The 18,276-nt window shown below is 50.7% G+C and carries 11 protein-coding genes; all 11 read right to left on the bottom strand.

Annotated elements, in window-relative coordinates:
- Window positions 1–152 precede the first annotated feature (152 nt).
- The gene (locus tag K2F33_RS11700) at window positions 153–2,699 is read right to left on the bottom strand and encodes an NEW3 domain-containing protein (RefSeq protein WP_412973999.1); all 2,547 of its coding nucleotides are present in this window, start codon (window positions 2,697–2,699) and stop codon (window positions 153–155) included.
- A gap of 199 nt (window positions 2,700–2,898) precedes the next feature.
- A complete protein-coding gene (locus tag K2F33_RS11695) occupies window positions 2,899–4,641 on the bottom strand; it encodes an ABC transporter permease (protein ID WP_263881750.1) in 1,743 nt (580 codons plus the stop codon).
- 16 nt (window positions 4,642–4,657) lie between these two features.
- Complete coding sequence (locus K2F33_RS11690; protein ID WP_212985528.1) at window positions 4,658–5,740, bottom strand: ABC transporter ATP-binding protein; 1,083 nt, start codon at window positions 5,738–5,740, stop codon at window positions 4,658–4,660.
- A 334-nt stretch (window positions 5,741–6,074) separates the two neighbouring features.
- Window positions 6,075–7,154, bottom strand: a complete 1,080-nt coding sequence (locus tag K2F33_RS11685; RefSeq protein WP_263881749.1) for an extracellular solute-binding protein — start codon at window positions 7,152–7,154, stop codon at window positions 6,075–6,077.
- Window positions 7,155–7,189: 35 nt separating this feature from the next.
- Window positions 7,190–8,359, bottom strand: a complete 1,170-nt coding sequence (locus tag K2F33_RS11680) for an ROK family transcriptional regulator (protein WP_263881748.1) — start codon at window positions 8,357–8,359, stop codon at window positions 7,190–7,192.
- A gap of 528 nt (window positions 8,360–8,887) precedes the next feature.
- Window positions 8,888–12,001, bottom strand: coding sequence for an Ig-like domain-containing protein (locus tag K2F33_RS11675; protein WP_263881747.1), 3,114 nt, complete (start codon window positions 11,999–12,001; stop codon window positions 8,888–8,890).
- 234 nt (window positions 12,002–12,235) lie between these two features.
- Window positions 12,236–12,667, bottom strand: coding sequence for a universal stress protein (locus tag K2F33_RS11670; protein WP_263881746.1), 432 nt, complete (start codon window positions 12,665–12,667; stop codon window positions 12,236–12,238).
- Window positions 12,668–12,672: 5 nt separating this feature from the next.
- Window positions 12,673–13,902, bottom strand: a complete 1,230-nt coding sequence (locus K2F33_RS11665) for a CynX/NimT family MFS transporter (RefSeq protein ID WP_145141189.1) — start codon at window positions 13,900–13,902, stop codon at window positions 12,673–12,675.
- A 212-nt stretch (window positions 13,903–14,114) separates the two neighbouring features.
- Window positions 14,115–14,675 carry a helix-turn-helix domain-containing protein gene (locus K2F33_RS11660; protein ID WP_094597087.1) on the bottom strand — a complete coding sequence of 187 codons (561 nt, stop codon included), beginning with the start codon at window positions 14,673–14,675 and terminating at the stop codon, window positions 14,115–14,117.
- A 215-nt stretch (window positions 14,676–14,890) separates the two neighbouring features.
- Window positions 14,891–16,054 (bottom strand): epoxide hydrolase family protein, encoded by a 1,164-nt coding sequence (locus tag K2F33_RS11655; protein ID WP_263881745.1) that lies wholly within the window; start codon window positions 16,052–16,054, stop codon window positions 14,891–14,893.
- Between the two features lie 177 nt (window positions 16,055–16,231).
- A complete protein-coding gene (locus tag K2F33_RS11650) occupies window positions 16,232–18,163 on the bottom strand; it encodes a fructose-1,6-bisphosphatase (protein WP_263881744.1) in 1,932 nt (643 codons plus the stop codon).
- Window positions 18,164–18,276 lie beyond the last annotated feature (113 nt).

The raw sequence follows: 18,276 nt of genomic DNA, 5'->3' as shown, positions 1-18,276 counted from the left end.
CCCAGTCCCCTCCATAGTTTGTTTTTATGTACGAAGCCAAAGTCTTTATCCGTTTGAAAATCCAGGGTCCGGCGCGAAGCCTATCGCTCCGCGCCATTCCCTTTCAAGCTAATCCTTCAACGATTCATCCTACATTCCGGCCCGATCATCCATTACTTCTGGGGAGTGGTTCCGGTGGAAACCGTCCCTTCCTGCTTCAGGCTGATCATGTTCACGAACATGCGAATCGAGCCTGGAACAAGGCTTGGCATTTCGCGGTACCAGACAATGGAGCTGTACGTGTAATTCCCTTTCCCATAAGGGGCTGTGAGGAACGTGCCCGTAAACTCTTTCTCACCCGGGTCACCGTTCGAGATCAGCTCCGTGTACTCCTTGCCCCATTCGGACGGGTTGTAGGCGGAGCGGTCCTGGATCCAGTTCTCCCAGTCGGCCGATGTAATCTTATTCGGCGTGTTGAAGATCGGATGATCCGGCGCAAGCATCGTCACCTTGGAGTTTTCGTCCGTGACGCGCCATTCGATCAGCGGCGCGCCAATCTTGATCGGATACGGAGCGAGGTCCGGCGACCATTTGTCTTCCGGTTTGTGATACTGGACCACCAGGTTGCCGCCATTTTTGGCGTAATCGAGCAGGCGCTGATTGCTAGGAATCAGTTCCGGCCGGAACGCATAGGCCCGAATGCCGAGCACAATCGTATCGTACTGCGACAGATCGCCGAACTGAATCGTTTTGGCATCCAGATTCGTCACATTGATGCCCACCTGGCGCAGCACCTGATCAATGTTATCAAACCCGCTGGACACATAGCCGACCTTCAATCCCTCCGGCACCTTCAGATCGAACGCTTGAATGGCCAGGTTGGCCGGCTTGACGTAATAGGTTTTGCCGATATGCGGATACTGGATGACCTGTACCGTTCTGCTGCTGTCCAGCGTTCCAATACTCGATACAGCCGACAAGCTGTAGCTTCCCGCCTTAACGCCCTCCGGCGCCTTGACCGTAAATTCAGCCGTCTTGGTTTCGTATTTGGCCGCGAAGCTCAATTCCTGCACCGCGGGCTCCACTGTCCAGCCCTCCGGCGTTTTCAGCGAAACTTTCGTCTTCTCTGCACCTGGCGCATAATTCGTTGCGGTCACCTTGACCGATACGGCGTCTCCCGGTTTCAGCGTATTCAGAACCGCCGCTTCCGGACTTAGGGACAGCGCAACCGGCGGCAGCACGGCTACCGCATTATCCGGAACCGCATGCAGCGTTGCCGCCGTTCCGAACGCCTCATACCCGATATCCGCGGAAATCAGCGGAAGCGCATAGGGATTGAAATCCTCTACCTGTTTCGGCACGTTGACCTCAAACTCGGTTTGGACCGTCTTATTTTTGTCCAGCTTGGCAAAGGTCGCCGCTCCCGCCGCTTTCGCATTCCAGCCTTCGGGAACATTCAGCTTCAGGCTGACCTTGCCGACATTCACGTCTCCGCCGTTAAAGGCCGTCACCGTCACCTTCGTCGTTTGCCCCGGAATAAGCTCTCCGGTCTCCGGCTTCACCTTGACGACGACGGAAGTCGCCTCCTGACTGGCTTTATTGAGCTGTCTTTCCTTCACGTCCAAGCGGTGCAGCAGATCATTTTTCGCCGATGAATCTAAAGATGATGACTTCACAAGCTCCACAGCGGTTTGTACGTCCGCTTTCATCTCGTGAACTTCGCGGGCGACTTCCGCAAATGCGGGATAAGCCGCAATCACTTCGTTGGCATCCTTTTGCAGCGTGTTCAGCTGCTTGGCGACTTTGTTGTCTTTTCCTTTGGCGTCTATTTCTTTGGCCAGATCGTCAAACGTAAAGGCGATCCCGCCGAACAAAGACGCTGCCGGCTTTTCGTCCTTCTTACCGTCCGCCGACGCCTGCAGTGTGTAGTAGGCCGTTCCTTGGCCTTCGTCCACTTGCCGGCCCATACCCTGGCTCTTGTGCATATAGCGGGATTCTTCTCCGAGCTGGGCATAGGAAGCGCCGTACAGCTCATTGTATTCGTTGACCGGCAAAGAGACATCGTATGCCTTCTCCGTTCCTGGTACATAGAGCTTCTTCGGCTGCCAAGGCTGCAGCCCTTCCTTCAACTGCTCCGGGAAAATCTGCGGATTGCCGGCATCCTTGAAGGCACGTACGGTCAGCACGTTGATCGCGCGGTGATGCCCGTGCGTCGAAGGCTCGTTCAGGAACGCCGGAATCAGCACATCCGGACGTTTCTCACGGATTTGGCGGATCAGCCGCTCATAAGCGACGTCTTCGCCCCATTTTTCCAACGTTTCGTCAGGGCTTTTGGAGAATCCGAAATCATAGATCGGATCGTCCAGCTTCTGGCTCAGGTTCGCCAGCGTCACATTCGTAATCTTCGACGCTTCCTGAAGCTCCCGTGTGCGGATGATTCCGAGGGCGTTGCCAAGCTCGCTGCCGATTTCGTTCTGTCCGCCTTCCCCGCGGTTGGCGATGACACTGTATGTATCCACGCCAAGTCCGAGCGAAAGATACGCAAGTGTCGCACTGTGCTCATCATCCGGGTGAGCTCCCGTATTCATCGCGCTGGCAATGGTGGTGAGGGGCTTGATGGCTTTCCATAAATCGACCACCCCCCTGTCAGCAGATGCCTTTCCAGGACCGGCTTGAAAAGCAAGCGTTCCTGCCATCACCAGGCTCATCGATGCCGCCATCCATTGTTTCGCCCTGCGTTTCTTACTCCGTTCACGTTGACTCAAGTTACTTCTCCTCCTTCAAGCGTGAGTGTTGGCTTGGCATCGGCAAATGCCGCTGCCTGCCTGTATCATTATCGCAATCGGCTTGTATTGGACAGGTCGCCGCGTAATGAAAAAAGGTGTTCTTTTACCGCTTCAGGTTCAGGGAAATGGATCGTCAAATCGCGGAGCCGGCATTGCCGCCGGTCAGCCTCCGGGAAACGTAAAGCACGAGAATAATCATGACGATTTGCAGCACGCCGTACGCGCAGGCGGTTCCGAATTCAAAGGCGTACATCCGCTGAAAAATCTCGACCGAGATCGGCGTCGTCTTGTTGGTATACAGCAGAATCGAGGCGACAAACTCGCCGATGCCTTCCACAAGCGCAAGCAGCGTGCCCGCCAGGATGCCGCTCAGCGCCATCGGAAACACGACGCGGCGGAAGGTGTACCACCAGGACGCTCCCAAATTTCGCGCCGCCTCCTCTACCGAGCGGTCGGTTTGCATCAGCGTGGACGAGGTCGAACGGAAGATCAGCGGCAGATGCCGGACGAAATAAGCCAGCGGCAAAATCCAGAAGCTCCCGATCAGCACCTGTCCAAAGGAAAACGCATTGGGCTCGCTGAACGCGGTAATGAGGTTCACGGCCACGACCGTGCCCGGAAGCGCCCAAGGCAGCATAATCAGAATGTCGAGCAGCGTCTTCCCTTTAAAGTTCATGCGCACGATGGCATAGGCGGCTGCGACGCCGAACAGCAGGTTGCCGATCGTCGCTGCGATGCTGATTTTGAAGCTGTTGGCGATGGGACGCCATGTTTTGCTGTCGGTGAAGAGATCCTTGAAATGGTCCAGCGTATAAGACGGCGGCAGCACTTGGGTCGTCCACTTTCCGTCTTCGGAAAAAGCAAGCAGCACGATCACAAGGATCGGCAGCATCAGCACGAGTACCCCGATGAAAGACAGCACCATCGCGGTGTTTCTGCCCGCTTTGCTTTTCACCTCGGTCCGATGAACACTGACACCTTTGCTCATGTTCTGGTAGTTTCGCGCGCCTTGGTACCACCGCATCAGAATGAGAAACAGAATGGACACGACGGACAGCAGCGTCGACTGCGTCGCCGCCATATCCAAGTCGCCGTTGGTGCGGGACAGATAAATCTGCATCGTCATCGTCCGTTCAATGCCGAAGATGAGCGGCGCGGTATACGACGCCATCGAGATCATAAAGACGAGCAGCGATGCCGCAACGATGGCCGGCGTCAGCATGGGCAGAATCACCCGCCGCCAGATGGTGAACCGGTTCGCCCCCAGATTCGCTGCGGCTTCCTCAAGTGACGGATCAAGACCCTTGATCGCTGAAGACGCCGTCATATAGAAATAGGTGTACATCGTAAACGTATGGACCACAAGCACGCCCCAGATTCCTTTTAGCGTAAAAGGCGGCTTGTCCAGATGAAGCAGATGCTGCAGTCCCCGCGGAATAATCCCGCTGGAACCGTACAAAAATTCAAAAGATAACACCCCGATCAATGGCGGCAGCGCCATCGGCACGAGGACAAGCACCGACAAGAGCTTGCGGCCGGGGAACTCGTACCTCTCGAGCAGGAATGCCATAGCCACCCCCACGATGCCGCAGGTGATCACGCTGAGTACCGAAATGTATACGCTCGTCCACAGGGCCTCCAGATTCGCCGTATGTTCCAGACTGAAGAAACGGGAGTAGTTTTGGAGTGAAAAGCCGCCGTCCAACTGCAAACTCTGCCGGAACGTCTGGAAGAACGGATAGATGACATATGCCAGTAGGATAAGAAATAACGGCGCAATCAGCACATATACAAAATGCGGCGATCTCGTCAGCGAATTCCAGCGGCTGCTTGAGCGAATAGGCGGCGGTGCCAATTGAGGCTGAGGTTTGTTCATCGCTTCGGGTCACCCCCTATTCCAAAAAATAAATGCTGTCCGGCGCCACGGTAAACAACACTTCCTCGTCCCGCTCCCTCATCCGGTGCCCCTGCCCGACAAACATCGCCTTCACGGACAACGGGCCGGCCTGAGCCATATAATTCACGCTGATCCCGGTGAATTCCGATAGCAGCACCTTCACGGCCATTGTATTGGCCTCTCCGCGTTCGGACGCGGCGGCCTCCCGGACCGCCTCCGGGCGTACCGACAATGTAACCTTCTGTCCCACCGCCAGCTTGCATTCGGGCGAGGCGTTTTTGGCGAGGCCGGTCAGCCGCAAATCCGGTGCCAGCCGAACGTCTACCATCCCGCCTTCCAGCCGCTCCACCGTGCCTTCCCACAGATTGGACTCCCCGATAAACGAGGCAACGAAACGGTTGACCGGGCGGTTGTAAATTTCATGCGGCGTGCCGATCTGCTGCACGACGCCATCCTTCATGACCATGATCCGGTCCGACATGGACATCGCTTCCGATTGATCATGCGTGACATAAATCGTAGTAATGCCCAGCTCCAGCTGAAGCCGCTTGATTTCCTGCCTTGTCTCTTCCCGCAGCTTGGCATCGAGATTGGACAAGGGCTCATCGAGCAGAAGGATATTCGGCTCGATCACCAGTGCACGAGCGAGCGCAACCCGCTGCTGCTGCCCGCCGGACAATTGATCAATGCGGCGCTGCCCATAGCCATCGAGATGCACCAGCTTTTGAGCGCGCGTGACCTTCTCGTTAATTTCAGCCTTTCCCTGTTTCCGGACTTGAAGACCGAAAGCAATGTTCTCGAACACAGTCATGTGCGGAAATAAAGCGTAGTTTTGAAATACCATGCCCGTGTTGCGCTTATTGGGCGGCATGTTGGTGACATTATGCTCACCGAACAAGATTCGTCCGTCGCTGGGGTAATAGAAACCGGCGATCATGCGCAAAGTGGTCGTTTTGCCGCAGCCGCTCGGACCTAGAAAGGTAAAAAACTCGCCCGGATTGATATGTACGTCAACTTCCTCCACACCTTTGGCCCCACCGAATGTTTTGCTGACGCGGTCCAGCGTGACTCCGATCATCATTCGTCCTCCTTCAAGTCCATTCACGTATAGATGCAAGCATGACCGTCTTCATGTAATAAGTAGCTACATAAGTTGATCTATTGAAATGGATGATGGGGGCAAGTACGTAAAATGTTCCTATGATCGCTCTTGTTTTCGGATTTCTTGGTTGTATTGGACCTTTAAGGTAGAAATCCAAAAGCCAAAGCATATGCTTTCGATGTCAGCTTTCCTTTGGAAAGCTTTTAGACCGCTCCGCTTCTTCGGAATCATTTTTCTCCCTTGCCTTCATCGTATTTTTTGATTTAACTTATATGGTTGTAGAACCTCTGCTCATCAAGCCGCAATCCCGTTATTTGCCGCCCTTGCCTTTGATATTCTCATCCCAATACTGCATCCATTCCTTCTCTTTATCCGCAAGGACTGTCCAATCCAGGTCCAGCGGCTTGGTATCGAGGTTTTTGTACCAGTCCGGGAACTGGCTTTTGTCGATATCGGTCCGGGTTGGAATCTGGAACAGCTTGTCCGCCTTTTCCTTAAGCTGGCCTTCATCAAAAATAAAATCAAAGAACTTCTTCGCCGCGTCCAGGTTTTTGGCACCCTTGATAATACCGACGCCATCCACCAGAATCGGTGCACCGCTGGTCGGATAGATGTAGTCAAACGGTTGCTTCTGCAGTTCCTTCTGGATCAGAATGTCCTGCAGGTTCCACAGCGACAGCTTTCCTTCCTGACGGGCCAGCTTCAAATACAATTGGGTCGGGTCCTGCGTATACTCTTTCGTGTTGGCATCGAGCTTTTTCAGCCACTCATAGCCTTTTTCCGGATTCGCGGGATCTTGGCGGTAAATCATGGCATCATAGATCGTTCTCATCGTGCCGGACGCCATGACGCCGCGGATCAGAATTTGATCCTTCCATTTCGAATCGAGCAAATCATCCCAATCCTTCGGGGCATCCTCTTTCTTCACCGCCTCGGAGTTGTACATGATGACCTCGGGCAGCAGCATCTCCCCGTACCAACGGTCCTGCTCATCTTTGTATTCGGCCGGAATGCTGTCCGCATAGCTCGGCTTATACGATTCCAGCAGCCCTTCATTCGCCGCCGTGATAAAAGAGGACTGCGTTCCGCCCCACCAGAAGTCAGCCTGCGGGTTGGCCTTCTCGCCGCGTACCCGCTCCATGATCTGCTGGGCGCCCATCGTCATCACTTCGACGTCGATATCCGGGTTCAGCTCCTCGAACTTCGGCAGAATCTGCTCAACGACGTTTTTGTCACGGGCGGTGTAGATGACCAGCTTCTGTGATCCCTTGTCCCCGCCCGCTTCACCGGAGGCGGCCTGTTCCTTGTCTCCGCCGCCGCAAGCGGTCAGACCGACCGTCATTGTCAGAGCGATGGACATCATGCCGAGCTTGAACCATTTCTTTCCCATTGTTAATCCCCCTAATTTATAATTCGAAATGTTAACTATCTGGATGCGTACGAATGCGCTTCAAGCACGCTGTGCACCGCACCCATGAGCCCCGCGCGCTCTCGCAGCGCTGCCAAGCGGATTTCCGGCATCACCGGCACCCAATCCAGCAGCAGCTCGCGGATCCGGTTCAGCCCGGCTTCGTTCAAATGGACCATCTCGCCGCTCAAGACAAGCATCTCTGGATCGAGCACGCTGACCGTATTGGCTATTCCTGAAGCCCAGCCGTGATAGACGTCATTCAGCAGTCCCTCCGCCTGCGAGCTGCCTTCCTCGCTCAGCTGGATTAACTGCCGGAGAATGCTCGTCTCTGGATCGACCTCAAGCCCGAGCGCCTTCGCTTTACCGTGTATGCCGTTCACCGAGAAGTTTTTCTCGAACACACCGAATTCGCCTTTGCGTCTTCCCGGCGAGTCACCGATCCGCATATACCCGATTTCACCGGAGGCTTCCTTGCTTCCGCGGTACAGTTGCTTGTCAAGGATAATGCCGGCGCCGATCCCCGTTCCGACGTACATATATACCAGGCTGGATACGCCAGACCCGGCCCCGCCGAAAAATTCGCCCTGCGTCATCATGTTAACGTCATTATCCAGCACTACCGGCAGCTGAAGGCGCTCTTCAATCTCCCTGCCTACGGGGAGGTCCATCCAGCCCGTGCTTGGAGCATGGCTGACGGTGCCGCTTCGGCGCTGCGTAATGCCCGGAAGCCCAACGCCGATTCCGATCACCCGGCCCCGGTCCGTCCCGCTCATATCCAGCAGACGCTCCAGCGTCTCTTCGAGCGCCTGAAGCGCGGATTCCCCATCCACCGGCTGCTTCAAACGCGTATGCATTTGGGCGATCAGCTCGCCCTTCATATCGGCTACCGCCATTTCAAGCTCGCTGCCTTCAAACACGGCGCCTACGACCGCGTACGCCTGCACATTGTATTCCAACAGGATCGGCCTGCGCCCCCCTCTGGATTCTCCTGTACCCACCTCACGAATGAGCCCTTCATGAATCATCTCTTCCACCAATGCCGAGACACAAGGACGGCTAAGCTTCGTTTTTACTGCCAGTTCGGCTCGTGACAAGCGGGGCTCCTGCCGGAGCTGATGCAATATACCTTCCCGGTTCATCTGCTTGACGAATTTGGCGTTCCCGGTTTTCCCCCTACCGATCACGATGTCATCCACCACCTTACTTTGTTAAAATAACTAACAAATCCAAATTTAGGCTCAAGTATATGAATGCGCTTTTAATCAGTCAATGCGGTTTCCCGAAAATGAGGAATCATGCCTAGTCGTCGAAAAAACTCGAAACTCATGCTCACCTCCTCCTCTTTCCAAACGTTCAAATTCTCGCCTGCCCCGAAATGACACGCTTTTTCCAGTCTCCACCATCTGTGGAATATCCCTTTTCTTAGGATCGAATCAGAGTTAAACCGTTTTTGTGGGATACGACTTTCTTCCCGCACCCTTTTTTCCTATGTTGAAATTAAATTCCCACTAAATAACGAGAAAAAGCCGGACGACAATCAGGCGTAAATACCTGGGTATCGACCGGCTCCTCTTCGGGTAACTTTTACAAACTTTTAGCATGATACCTTCTGATAGAAAGTCATTTTTCAAATCGTCACAAGAAAAGGCCCCCAGCGTTTATGCCGGAAGCCTTCTTCATGACATCAATCGTTCATAGGATTAAAATTTCATCTACCCTCGAAGTACGAACATATTCAGCAGGACCGTCACAGCCTCAGCTCTTGTAGCAGCTTCTTGGGGAGCGAACCGGTTGCCGTCTTTCCCAAGCATAATCCCGTTTTGTTTCAGAAATGCAGCGCTGCCCTTGGCCCAATCCGGAATTTCGCTGTCATCCGCGAAGCCTGCTTCCGGAGTGCCCTTGCTGATCTGGCCCACAGCATTGGTAATGGTGACGGCTATCTCAGCGCGTGTGATTTCTGCGTTCGGACGGAAAGTACCGTTTTCGTATCCGTTCATCATGCCTAGCTGCACCACTTGTGCGACCCCATTTTGTGCCCAAGCACCGATACTGGCTGAATCGATAAAGGTCAGCTCAGCTCCTGTCTTTTTGAGGCCTAGCGTATTGACAAGCATTACCGCGAACTCTGCGCGGGTGACCGTTTTGCCCGGTTTAAACGTGCCGTCAGGATAACCGGTGACGATTCCGGTGCCTGCCGCCTGCTTGATGCTGGCTTCCGCCCAGTGTCCGGAGATATCGCCAAATTCCGCTGGGTTGCTGATGACGGTTAACCCAGTTACCTGATCTATGGCAAGTACTGCAAACTTTGTGAAGTGATCGACAGTGACAGCAATGCGGTTTTCCTGTAACCTGCCGGCCGGAACCATGAGCCAAATTTTCTTCGCTTCATCATAATAAAAAACAGCCGCCGTTTGATTGCTTTTCAAGCTTGCCGGGTCAAATGCAAAAGTTAGTGTTACCGATTTATCGAAGTATGCCGGTACATTTTTTGAAAGCTCAAATACCGGGCTAAGGAAAACTTCATGATGAGTTATAAATTGATGAGTGTCCGGTATTTTTTCGATCGCTAATTTCAGCTCTTGCTTTGTCGCACATGCTGGAACAGAGATCGAGATGGCATCTCCTAATCGAACCTCTCCGGCTTTACCTGGAGGAAGGGTTAATTGACCATCCGTAGAGATTATTTTGTTATCGTTCGGGATTACCGGTGTGGTTGAACAGCCGCTGCTTACACTTCCACCACTACTGACGCTGCTACTGCCACCATTGTCGCGGCTCCCGCCCTCATTTGTCTCGCGATTAGCACGTGTAACGGAGATCGTGTAGGTCTTAGTCGAATGATCCTCAGCTATTACAACCACCGTAATGGAGTTTACACCTACGTTTAATGAAATATCCTGACTTGGTTGCCCGCTGGCTACCGGACTTCCGTTCACGGTCATCGTGGCGCTGTTATCCTTCATTGTCGCGTTTACTTTTATGCTGGATACAGCATAAGGAACATTGGCGGTATAGCTTGTCGTTTCGGGTACAAAAGAAGGGCTTAATGTGCCGCTCGATATGGTCAAATGGCTCAATGCCGCAGATGGCAGCACCGTATCGACAGTATAGGGGTTTGATTTTGTCACTCCCTCCCCTACTGAATTTCCGGCCGCATTATGCACCCTACTGTTGTCGAGCGTTATGAAATTGTCAGCCGCATTAACGTTGGCTTTAGGCGTCAGCGTAACATTCCAAGTCCTTCCCCCGTCGATCGAAGTGAGATTACTTAGTGTCCCGTTACTCGCCGTAAGGCTGGATAAGTTAAAGTCTGACACCGCCTCCGAGAAAGTGATGGTCACAAGTGAAGTTTCGCCTGTCTTTAGCTCATTGTCGGCAACCACAATGGTGGCTGTTGGGCGTACAGTATCAATCTCGTAGTTGGCGGAATTGATAGTTCCTTCACCTACATTGCCGGCGAGATCCGCCACTCCTGTATAATCAAGCGTGATAATATTAGTGTTATCCTGTATACCCGAGGCCGGCGTCAGGGTCGCCGACCACATCTTGCCACCGTCACTCGAACTGAGGTTACTTAATGTACCATTAGCCACCGTCAGGTCATATAAGTCGAAACCCATTACCACTTCTGAAAACGTAAATGTCACGGTTGTAGTCTGGCCGGCCATCAGTTTGGAATTGGCAATCGTAATCGTGGCCGTTGGCCGCTTTGAATCCAACTCGTAGGGGTTAGAGGCGATTGTTCCCGTTCCGAGGTTGCCTGCGCCATCTATTACACCCGCTAAGGCGAGCGTTATAACATTGTTCGTGGCGTTTGTGCCCGTGGTGGGTGTCAGCTTCACCGTCCAGGTAATGTTGTCTGAAGTGCTTAGGTTACTTAAAGTGCCGTTTTGTACAGTCAGATCAGCAATCGTGAAACCCGTCACTGCTTCCGAGAACTTGATCGTTACCAATGAAGTCTGATCGATCCCCAGCTTATCATCGTCAACCACAACGGTGGCCGTTGGGCGCTCTGAATCCAACTCATAGGGGTTGGAGGCGATCGTTCCCGTTCCAAGGTTGCCTGCCTTATCTATTACACCCGCTAAGGCGAGCGTTATGACATTGTTTTGGACGTTGAGACCCGCTGCGGGCGTCAGGGTCACCGTGTACGTGATGTTGTCTGAAGTGCTTAGGTTACTTAAAGTGCCGTTTTGCGGAGTCATGTCGGCTAGATCGAAACCGGTCACCGCTTCCGAGAATTTGATCGTTACCGTTGAAGTCTGACCGATGCCCAGCTTATCCTTGTCCGTCATAACCGCAGCCGTTGGGCGCGATGTATCAACCTCGTAATTGTTGGAATTTGTGGTTCCCGTTCCCGGATTGCCTGCAGCATCTTTTACACCCGTTAAGTCGAGCGTTATGACATTATCCTTGACTTGGCTGTTCGGACTAGGAACCAGCGTCGCCACCCAGGTGATGCCGTCATCTGAAGAGGTTAAGGGATCTAATGTGCCGTTACCCACCTTCAGATCATCATTCGTAAATTCGGTCACCGCTTCCGAGAACGTGATCGTAACCGTTGAAGAATCCCCAATGATTAACTTATCCTTGGCCACCACAACGGTAGCCGTTAGCGGTTCCGTGTCAGATTCGCTCGTTCCCTGAGAGGGGGATTCGGCCAAACTAACCACATCGTCGCTGGCTGGCGTGTTCACGCTCCCCGCCGACTGGACAGCGACTGCTTCATCACTGGCGGACGCTTTATTGATAGTTGTTAAAGGAAGCGCCCCCGCTATAATGATCAAACAAAGAAATAACCTCCACATTTTTTTTACATGGTACACATAGACCTCTCCTTGTTCTTCAATTCATCTATCAAACTGTTGTTTTATTCCTTCCATGTCACTCTCCATTATAGGTTTTAGCAACGAATCTAACAATCGACTTGCCAGCAATCTAAACATAATATTTTTGATAGAATCGCCCGATCAGCCTTATGACGACGACACCAAAAAAGCCAAGAAGGTAATCTTCCCCTCTTGGCTTTTCCCATATCATCTCTGCAGTTCCCGAAGGAGTCAATGCATAATGAGGACTGGACATTTGGATAGCTGTGAAACCTTGTGGCTGACGCTTCCAAGCATCATTTCTTTGATGCCTCTTAGCCCACGGCTTCCGATAATAATAAGCTGCTGCTCGGTATCCCTTGCATAATTTAATATTTCATGTGCAGGATCACCCTTAAGATGAACGGTTTCCGGGTTAATCCCCGCAGATTTCAATTTAGATTTGGCTTGCTGCAGCTGTTCCAAACCCGCTTTCTCCATTTCGTTCAATATTTCTTCCAAGAAATTCTCTGGTACATAGGTCATGCCATTCGACACATATTCCTGGCTGACATGAACCAAGGTAACTTGCGTTTGTTTGTTTCGGGCGATTTCAACGGCTGCATCAAGGAGCTTGTTCGTGATTTCAGCTTGATCAATGGCCACCATCATTTTGTCAAACATTCCAATCATCCTTTCCGTGGCAGCTCGTAACGATTTCGGCTACCGACATAACGGTTTTTTGCTGCGCCTAAACCGACTAGAAAGAGTAAGACCGAAGCGCCAAGCAGAATGAAAAGCGGCAGGTTCCAACTATTTGTCGTATCATGCAGATATCCGATAAGGGCAGGACCGATTGCGGCAAGCAGATATCCGATCGATTGCGCCATGCCGGACAGTTCCGCTGCCTGATGCGCATTTTCAGTACGTAACCCGAAAAACATCATGGACAAACTAAAGGCGAAGCCTCCACCAATTCCGAGTAAGATGATCCATAACAGAATGATATCGGAGCTGCCGTAAAGGATCCCGAGCGTTCCCGTCAAAAGCAAAATGGTTGTGATCACTACTAACAAACGTTGGCTGGACATGCGCCCAGCAATAACGGGGACAATAAAGGTAAATGGAAGCATAGCCAATTGCATGATCGAGAGGTACCATCCGGATTGGCTGGAGTCAATTCCTTGCTGCTTTAAAATTTCAGGCAACCATGCGATCAACACATAGAAAACCATGGACTGTATCCCCATAAACAAGGTTACTTGCCAGGCAAGCGGGGATCTCCAAACATTCACCTCGTTGCCGGCCACCTGTTGACTCGTCGTGGCCGTTTGCTTCGTTTGATTTCTTAATTGGGGTAACCAGCAGAGGACCGAAACAAAGCTTAGCATCCCCCATATTCCCAAGGCTCCCTGCCATTTTAGACCTGCGTTCACGGCTACCGGTACACTGATTCCCGATGCGATTGCTCCGCATAAACTCATTGAAATGGAGTAAACACCTGTCATGGAGCCAATTTTATTCGGGAAATCCCTTTTGATGATACTTGGCAGTAATACATTACATACGGCAATGGCGAATCCAAGAATGGCTGTTCCAATAAACAGATCAACTGCGCCAGACAAAGAACGTATGACAATACCAACGGTCAGGAAGATGAGGGCCATCAAAATGATCCGTTCAACCCCATATTTTCGTCCTAATTTCGGTACTAGAGGAGATAATAAAGCAAACGCAAGCAAGGGTACCGTTGTGATCAGGCCCGCTAATGTATTTGAAATATGAACGTCATCCCTTATGAGACTCACTAAAGGACCGACAGAGGTTAAGGGAGTACGTAAATTAGCTGCAATAACAATAATGCCGAGAATGATCAGCCCTATAGAGGATGGTACCCCTTTTATATTTTGTTTCGGCATTCTTCCATTCTCCTTCCTGAATTCATGCCTATGATTTGTTTCCTATCGATTGAAAAAAATGCATTCGCGCGAACAACAAAAGTATATTATAGTATACTATTTTTAACAAGAAGTATTTTATAGTAGACTAAAACTCATGTAAAAACAAAAATACAACTCTGAATCCCTATCATGGAATTCGGAGTTGTATTTAGTAAGTGGAATTTCGACTTTTAGAAACCATACTTTAAGGAGATATGGAGTACGGTTTCACTATTCGTAGGATTCGTATAAGAGTGAGCATAGTCTGCACGAAAACTCATCGTATCATATTGATTCAATGTGTAAATCTCTCCGTTGACTTGTATTTCAATGGAACCCGTCATGACTGTCGCAATTTCCGTTGTATTCACATGATGACCTTCCGGGTAATACGAGCTATTTGGCTGTAAGTATGCCCGACACATTTCAATATCGTTGCTTTTAAAGACAGGTTCAATGATCCAGTTTTTTTGACCATTAGAAAACCGCAGTCCTTCCCCAGCTCGATACAAACTAACAGGTTCTTCTGATTTGAACAAAGCCAATAGCGGTAAAGATATGCCTTTTGAAATTTTCCATATCATCCCCAAAGTTGGATTTGTCTCGCCACGTTCGATATTCCCCAGAGTAAGCTTGCTGACGCCCGTTAACTCCGCTAAGTCGTCTAAGCTCATATTTTTTTCTTTTCTGTACTTTTTCAAGGCACCGCCGATTTGTAATACAATTTGTTTTGAATCATCGATTTCTTCCATATTGATGTTCACCTCAATAAAAAACAGTTATAGGGATATAGATCTATGACATTCATTTCTTTAGTTCGTCCTATACAGTATATTGTTTATCTGGATTCTTTTCCATACGGCTACCCGGAGCAGCCCAAGCTGTTTGCCGAGCAGCTGAATGGCGTTTGATGAAAAAGCCAAGAAGGTGAACATCACCCTCTTGGCTTTTTCCCATATCTCTGGTATCAGCGGTATCGGCTGAAGAATGACCGGATGTCAGGAATCAGAAGATCCGGCGCATCCATAGCGGCAAAGTGGGTGCCGCGCTCAAACTCCGACCAGTGCACAATATTGGTATTGTCGCGTTCGGCGAACCGTCTTATCGATTTGAAATCATCTCCGAACACGGCCACTCCTGTCGGAGTCGGATTTGGTCCTTGCGGCTCCTGCTGCTGATGCGCGTTCTCGTAATATAACCGGGCGGACGATTCCGCCGTATTGGTCAGCCAGTACAGCGTGACATTCGTCAGGAGTGCATCCCTGTCAATAAAATCCACATGATCGCCGAATCCGTTAAATAACTCCGCGATCCAAGAGAGCTGACCTGCCGGCGAATCCGCAAGCCCATAGGAGAGCGTCTGCGGTCGGGTGGATTGGATCGAATTGAACCCCGCCCGTTCATGAAAATTCGCCAGAAATTGAAGCCGCTTCTGATCATCTTCCGATAAACCCTCCATCTCCGCAGGATCTCCAGAAGGGAAAGAAAATAGCTGCAGCACATGGATACCGCGCAGGCCTTCCGGCTTTTGTATACCAAGCTCTCTGGATACAAGAGCGCCGCAGTCGCTGCCGTGTGCTCCGTACTCGGTATATCCCAAACGCTTCATTAACGTATCCCACGCCTTTGCAATGCGGGCAATATTCCATCCGGAGCCGAGCGCCGGACCAGAGAATCCAAATCCGGGAACGGAAGGGATAACGAGATGGAAAGCGTTCGCCGGATCGCCGCCGTGGCTGCGCGGATCGCTTAGCGGTCCGATTAATTCCAGAAACTCGACGATCGAACTGGGCCAGGCGTGGGTAAGCAGTAAAGGAAATGCATCTGGCTCTGGCGAGCGAACATGCATGAAATGGATCTGGGCTCCGTCGATTGTCGTTGTAAATTGCGGATACTCGTTCAATTGCGCCTCGTATTTCCGCCAATCATACTCATTCTGCCAGTAGGACGCCAACTCTTTGATGTAGTCAAGTGAAATGCCGTATTTCCAGCCGCCCCCGTTCATTGCTTCAGGCCACCGCGTCCGGGACAGACGATACCGAAGATCATCAAGATCATCCTGGGGCACGGCGATATGGAAAGGATGGATCGCTTCACTTACCTCGTAACAATTCGGGTTAACTGTAGTCATTTCATTTTCCTCCTCAAATGGGTTGGCGTTTGTCTTGCTTACATTACTAATATTAGACCACCCACCTTGACAGCATTATGTCAGGGTACAGCAGGAGGCAAAACATTTTTAAAAATAAAAAAGCCGCCCTCGGGCGACTCCTTTTACCTATAGCCATGGTTCCATTTCGCAGCTGTTTCATTTCATATAGCGATATTCCAGGAGATTTTTCAAATTGGATATTTTCTGCTGCAGCTTCTCCCCGACGTTGGTTTCCCTCACCAGCTTCCGCTCCAGTTCTTTGTCCACCAGTCTTTTTACAGACAATACGTCCGTCCCGTTGCATAACACATCTTCTCTGGAATTGAATTTCTGATGAGCCACAAGCTGCATGCCAAAGGAATTGTACAGCAAGGTATATCCGGCAATGCCGGTTGTAGACTGATAAGCTTTGGAAAAACCGCCGTCGATGACGACCATTTTCCCGCCTGCTTTAACCGGGTTCTCTCCACGAATTTCTCTAACCGGCGTGTGGCCGTTAATGATATGTCCATGATCCGGATTCAGTCCGAAATCCAGCAGGATTTTCCGGCAGATCTCCTCCTGTTCACGCAAATGGTAGTACGGGTTCTTTCTCTCCTTATGGGTTTCTTTATCTTGGATAAAGTAGCGTTCAAAGGTGGTCATTTCTCTTTTTCCAAAGAGCGAGGAACATTCCCCTGTCCAGATGTACCACACCATATCCGTAGCCAGATCATCTGTCTCTTCCGGATGCGCAAAGGCGTAACGTAAATAATATTCAAAAACATCGAGCAGCTGACGGCCCGAATACAGTTGGTCTTCGATCTGCATTTCTTCCATGTTTCCTTCTTCGTCCAAAGGAATACAGCCGTGGATGAGCAAATTCCCGTTGTATTTTAAATAAAGGCTGCCCTTTTTCATCAGAAAATTCATATGTCTGGCCAGCTTTTCGGAATGCTGAACGGAGAACAGCAGCTTTTCCAGCACCTGCTGCTCTTCCTCTAACAATTGTTCAGGCTGCTCCGGGTTTACGGTTGCGAAACAGGTGTTTTCCAGCGGGTAAGTTTTTCCGCCAATGTTGATTTCATTCTTGTCGTAATCGATTTTCTCCAGCAAAAGCCTTTCAGACATATTAAAGTAAGGGCGTCTCTTAATAATCGGGATTTCAAGCTTAAACTGGATCATGGCAATGGCTTGATGAATTTTGGTAATCTGCAGAATTTCCGGCTCCGACACGTTGTGTTCCGCTTGCAGCTTCGGTCTGAAGGCCGGATTGTCATCATAGTACTTCTCCGCCAAGTTCAGCAGTGGGCGAAGATTGATTCCGTATACGTCTTCGATGATGTCCAGGTTGTCGTATCTGGCGCAGATCCGGATAATATTCGCAAGGCAGACCAGGGAACCCGAATAGGCACCGATCCATAAGGCATCATGGTTCCCCCACTGGATGTCTACAGAGTGGTAATTAATCAACGTGTCCATTATTTTATCCGGTTCCGGCCCGCGGTCATAAATATCCCCGACCACATGAAGATGGTCAACCACCAGGCGCTGGGTCGTATAAGCAAGGCCGATAATGAGCTTGTCCGCCTGCCCCAAGGAGATAATTTGCCGGTATATTTCCTCATAATAAGGATCCTTATTGTGGGTCAAATCCGTTTTGTACAGAAGCTCTTCGACAATATATACAAACCGCTCCGGCAGAGCTTTACGCAATTTCGAACGCGTGTATTTGGAAGAGGCATAAGAAATGAGCTTAAGCATGTGTTCGATCGTTTGCCGATACCACCGGTTCAAGGCTTGTTTATTGCACAGGTCTCCTTTAACCAGCTGTATTTTTTCTTCCGGATAATAAACTAATGCCGCAAAATCACTGATTTCTTGATCCGTCCATTCCTCACGGAACAAATCTTTGATTTTCTCTTTGACGGTACCCGAACCGTTTCTGAGCACATGCTGAAAAGCCTGGAACTCTCCATGCAAATCACTGACAAAATGCTCGGTTCCCTTGGGGAGGTTGGAGATCGCTTCAAGGTTGATGATCTCGGTGATCACTTTTTCTTCCGTATCATATTGCTGGGCCAATAAATCAAGAAACTGCGCATCCAAAACAGATGTCCCCCTTCAAGGAAAGATGGTGATGTATAAGATTTTTAAGCTAGCGGTGTACCGTTATGCTTAGTGTAGACAATAAAAGGAAAAACATGACGGTTTCCTTGTTC

Source organism: Paenibacillus sp. PSB04 (assembly GCF_025809195.1).
GTDB lineage: Bacteria > Bacillota > Bacilli > Paenibacillales > Paenibacillaceae > Paenibacillus_AQ > Paenibacillus_AQ favisporus.
This window is presented reverse-complemented; position numbering and strand designations above follow the sequence as displayed.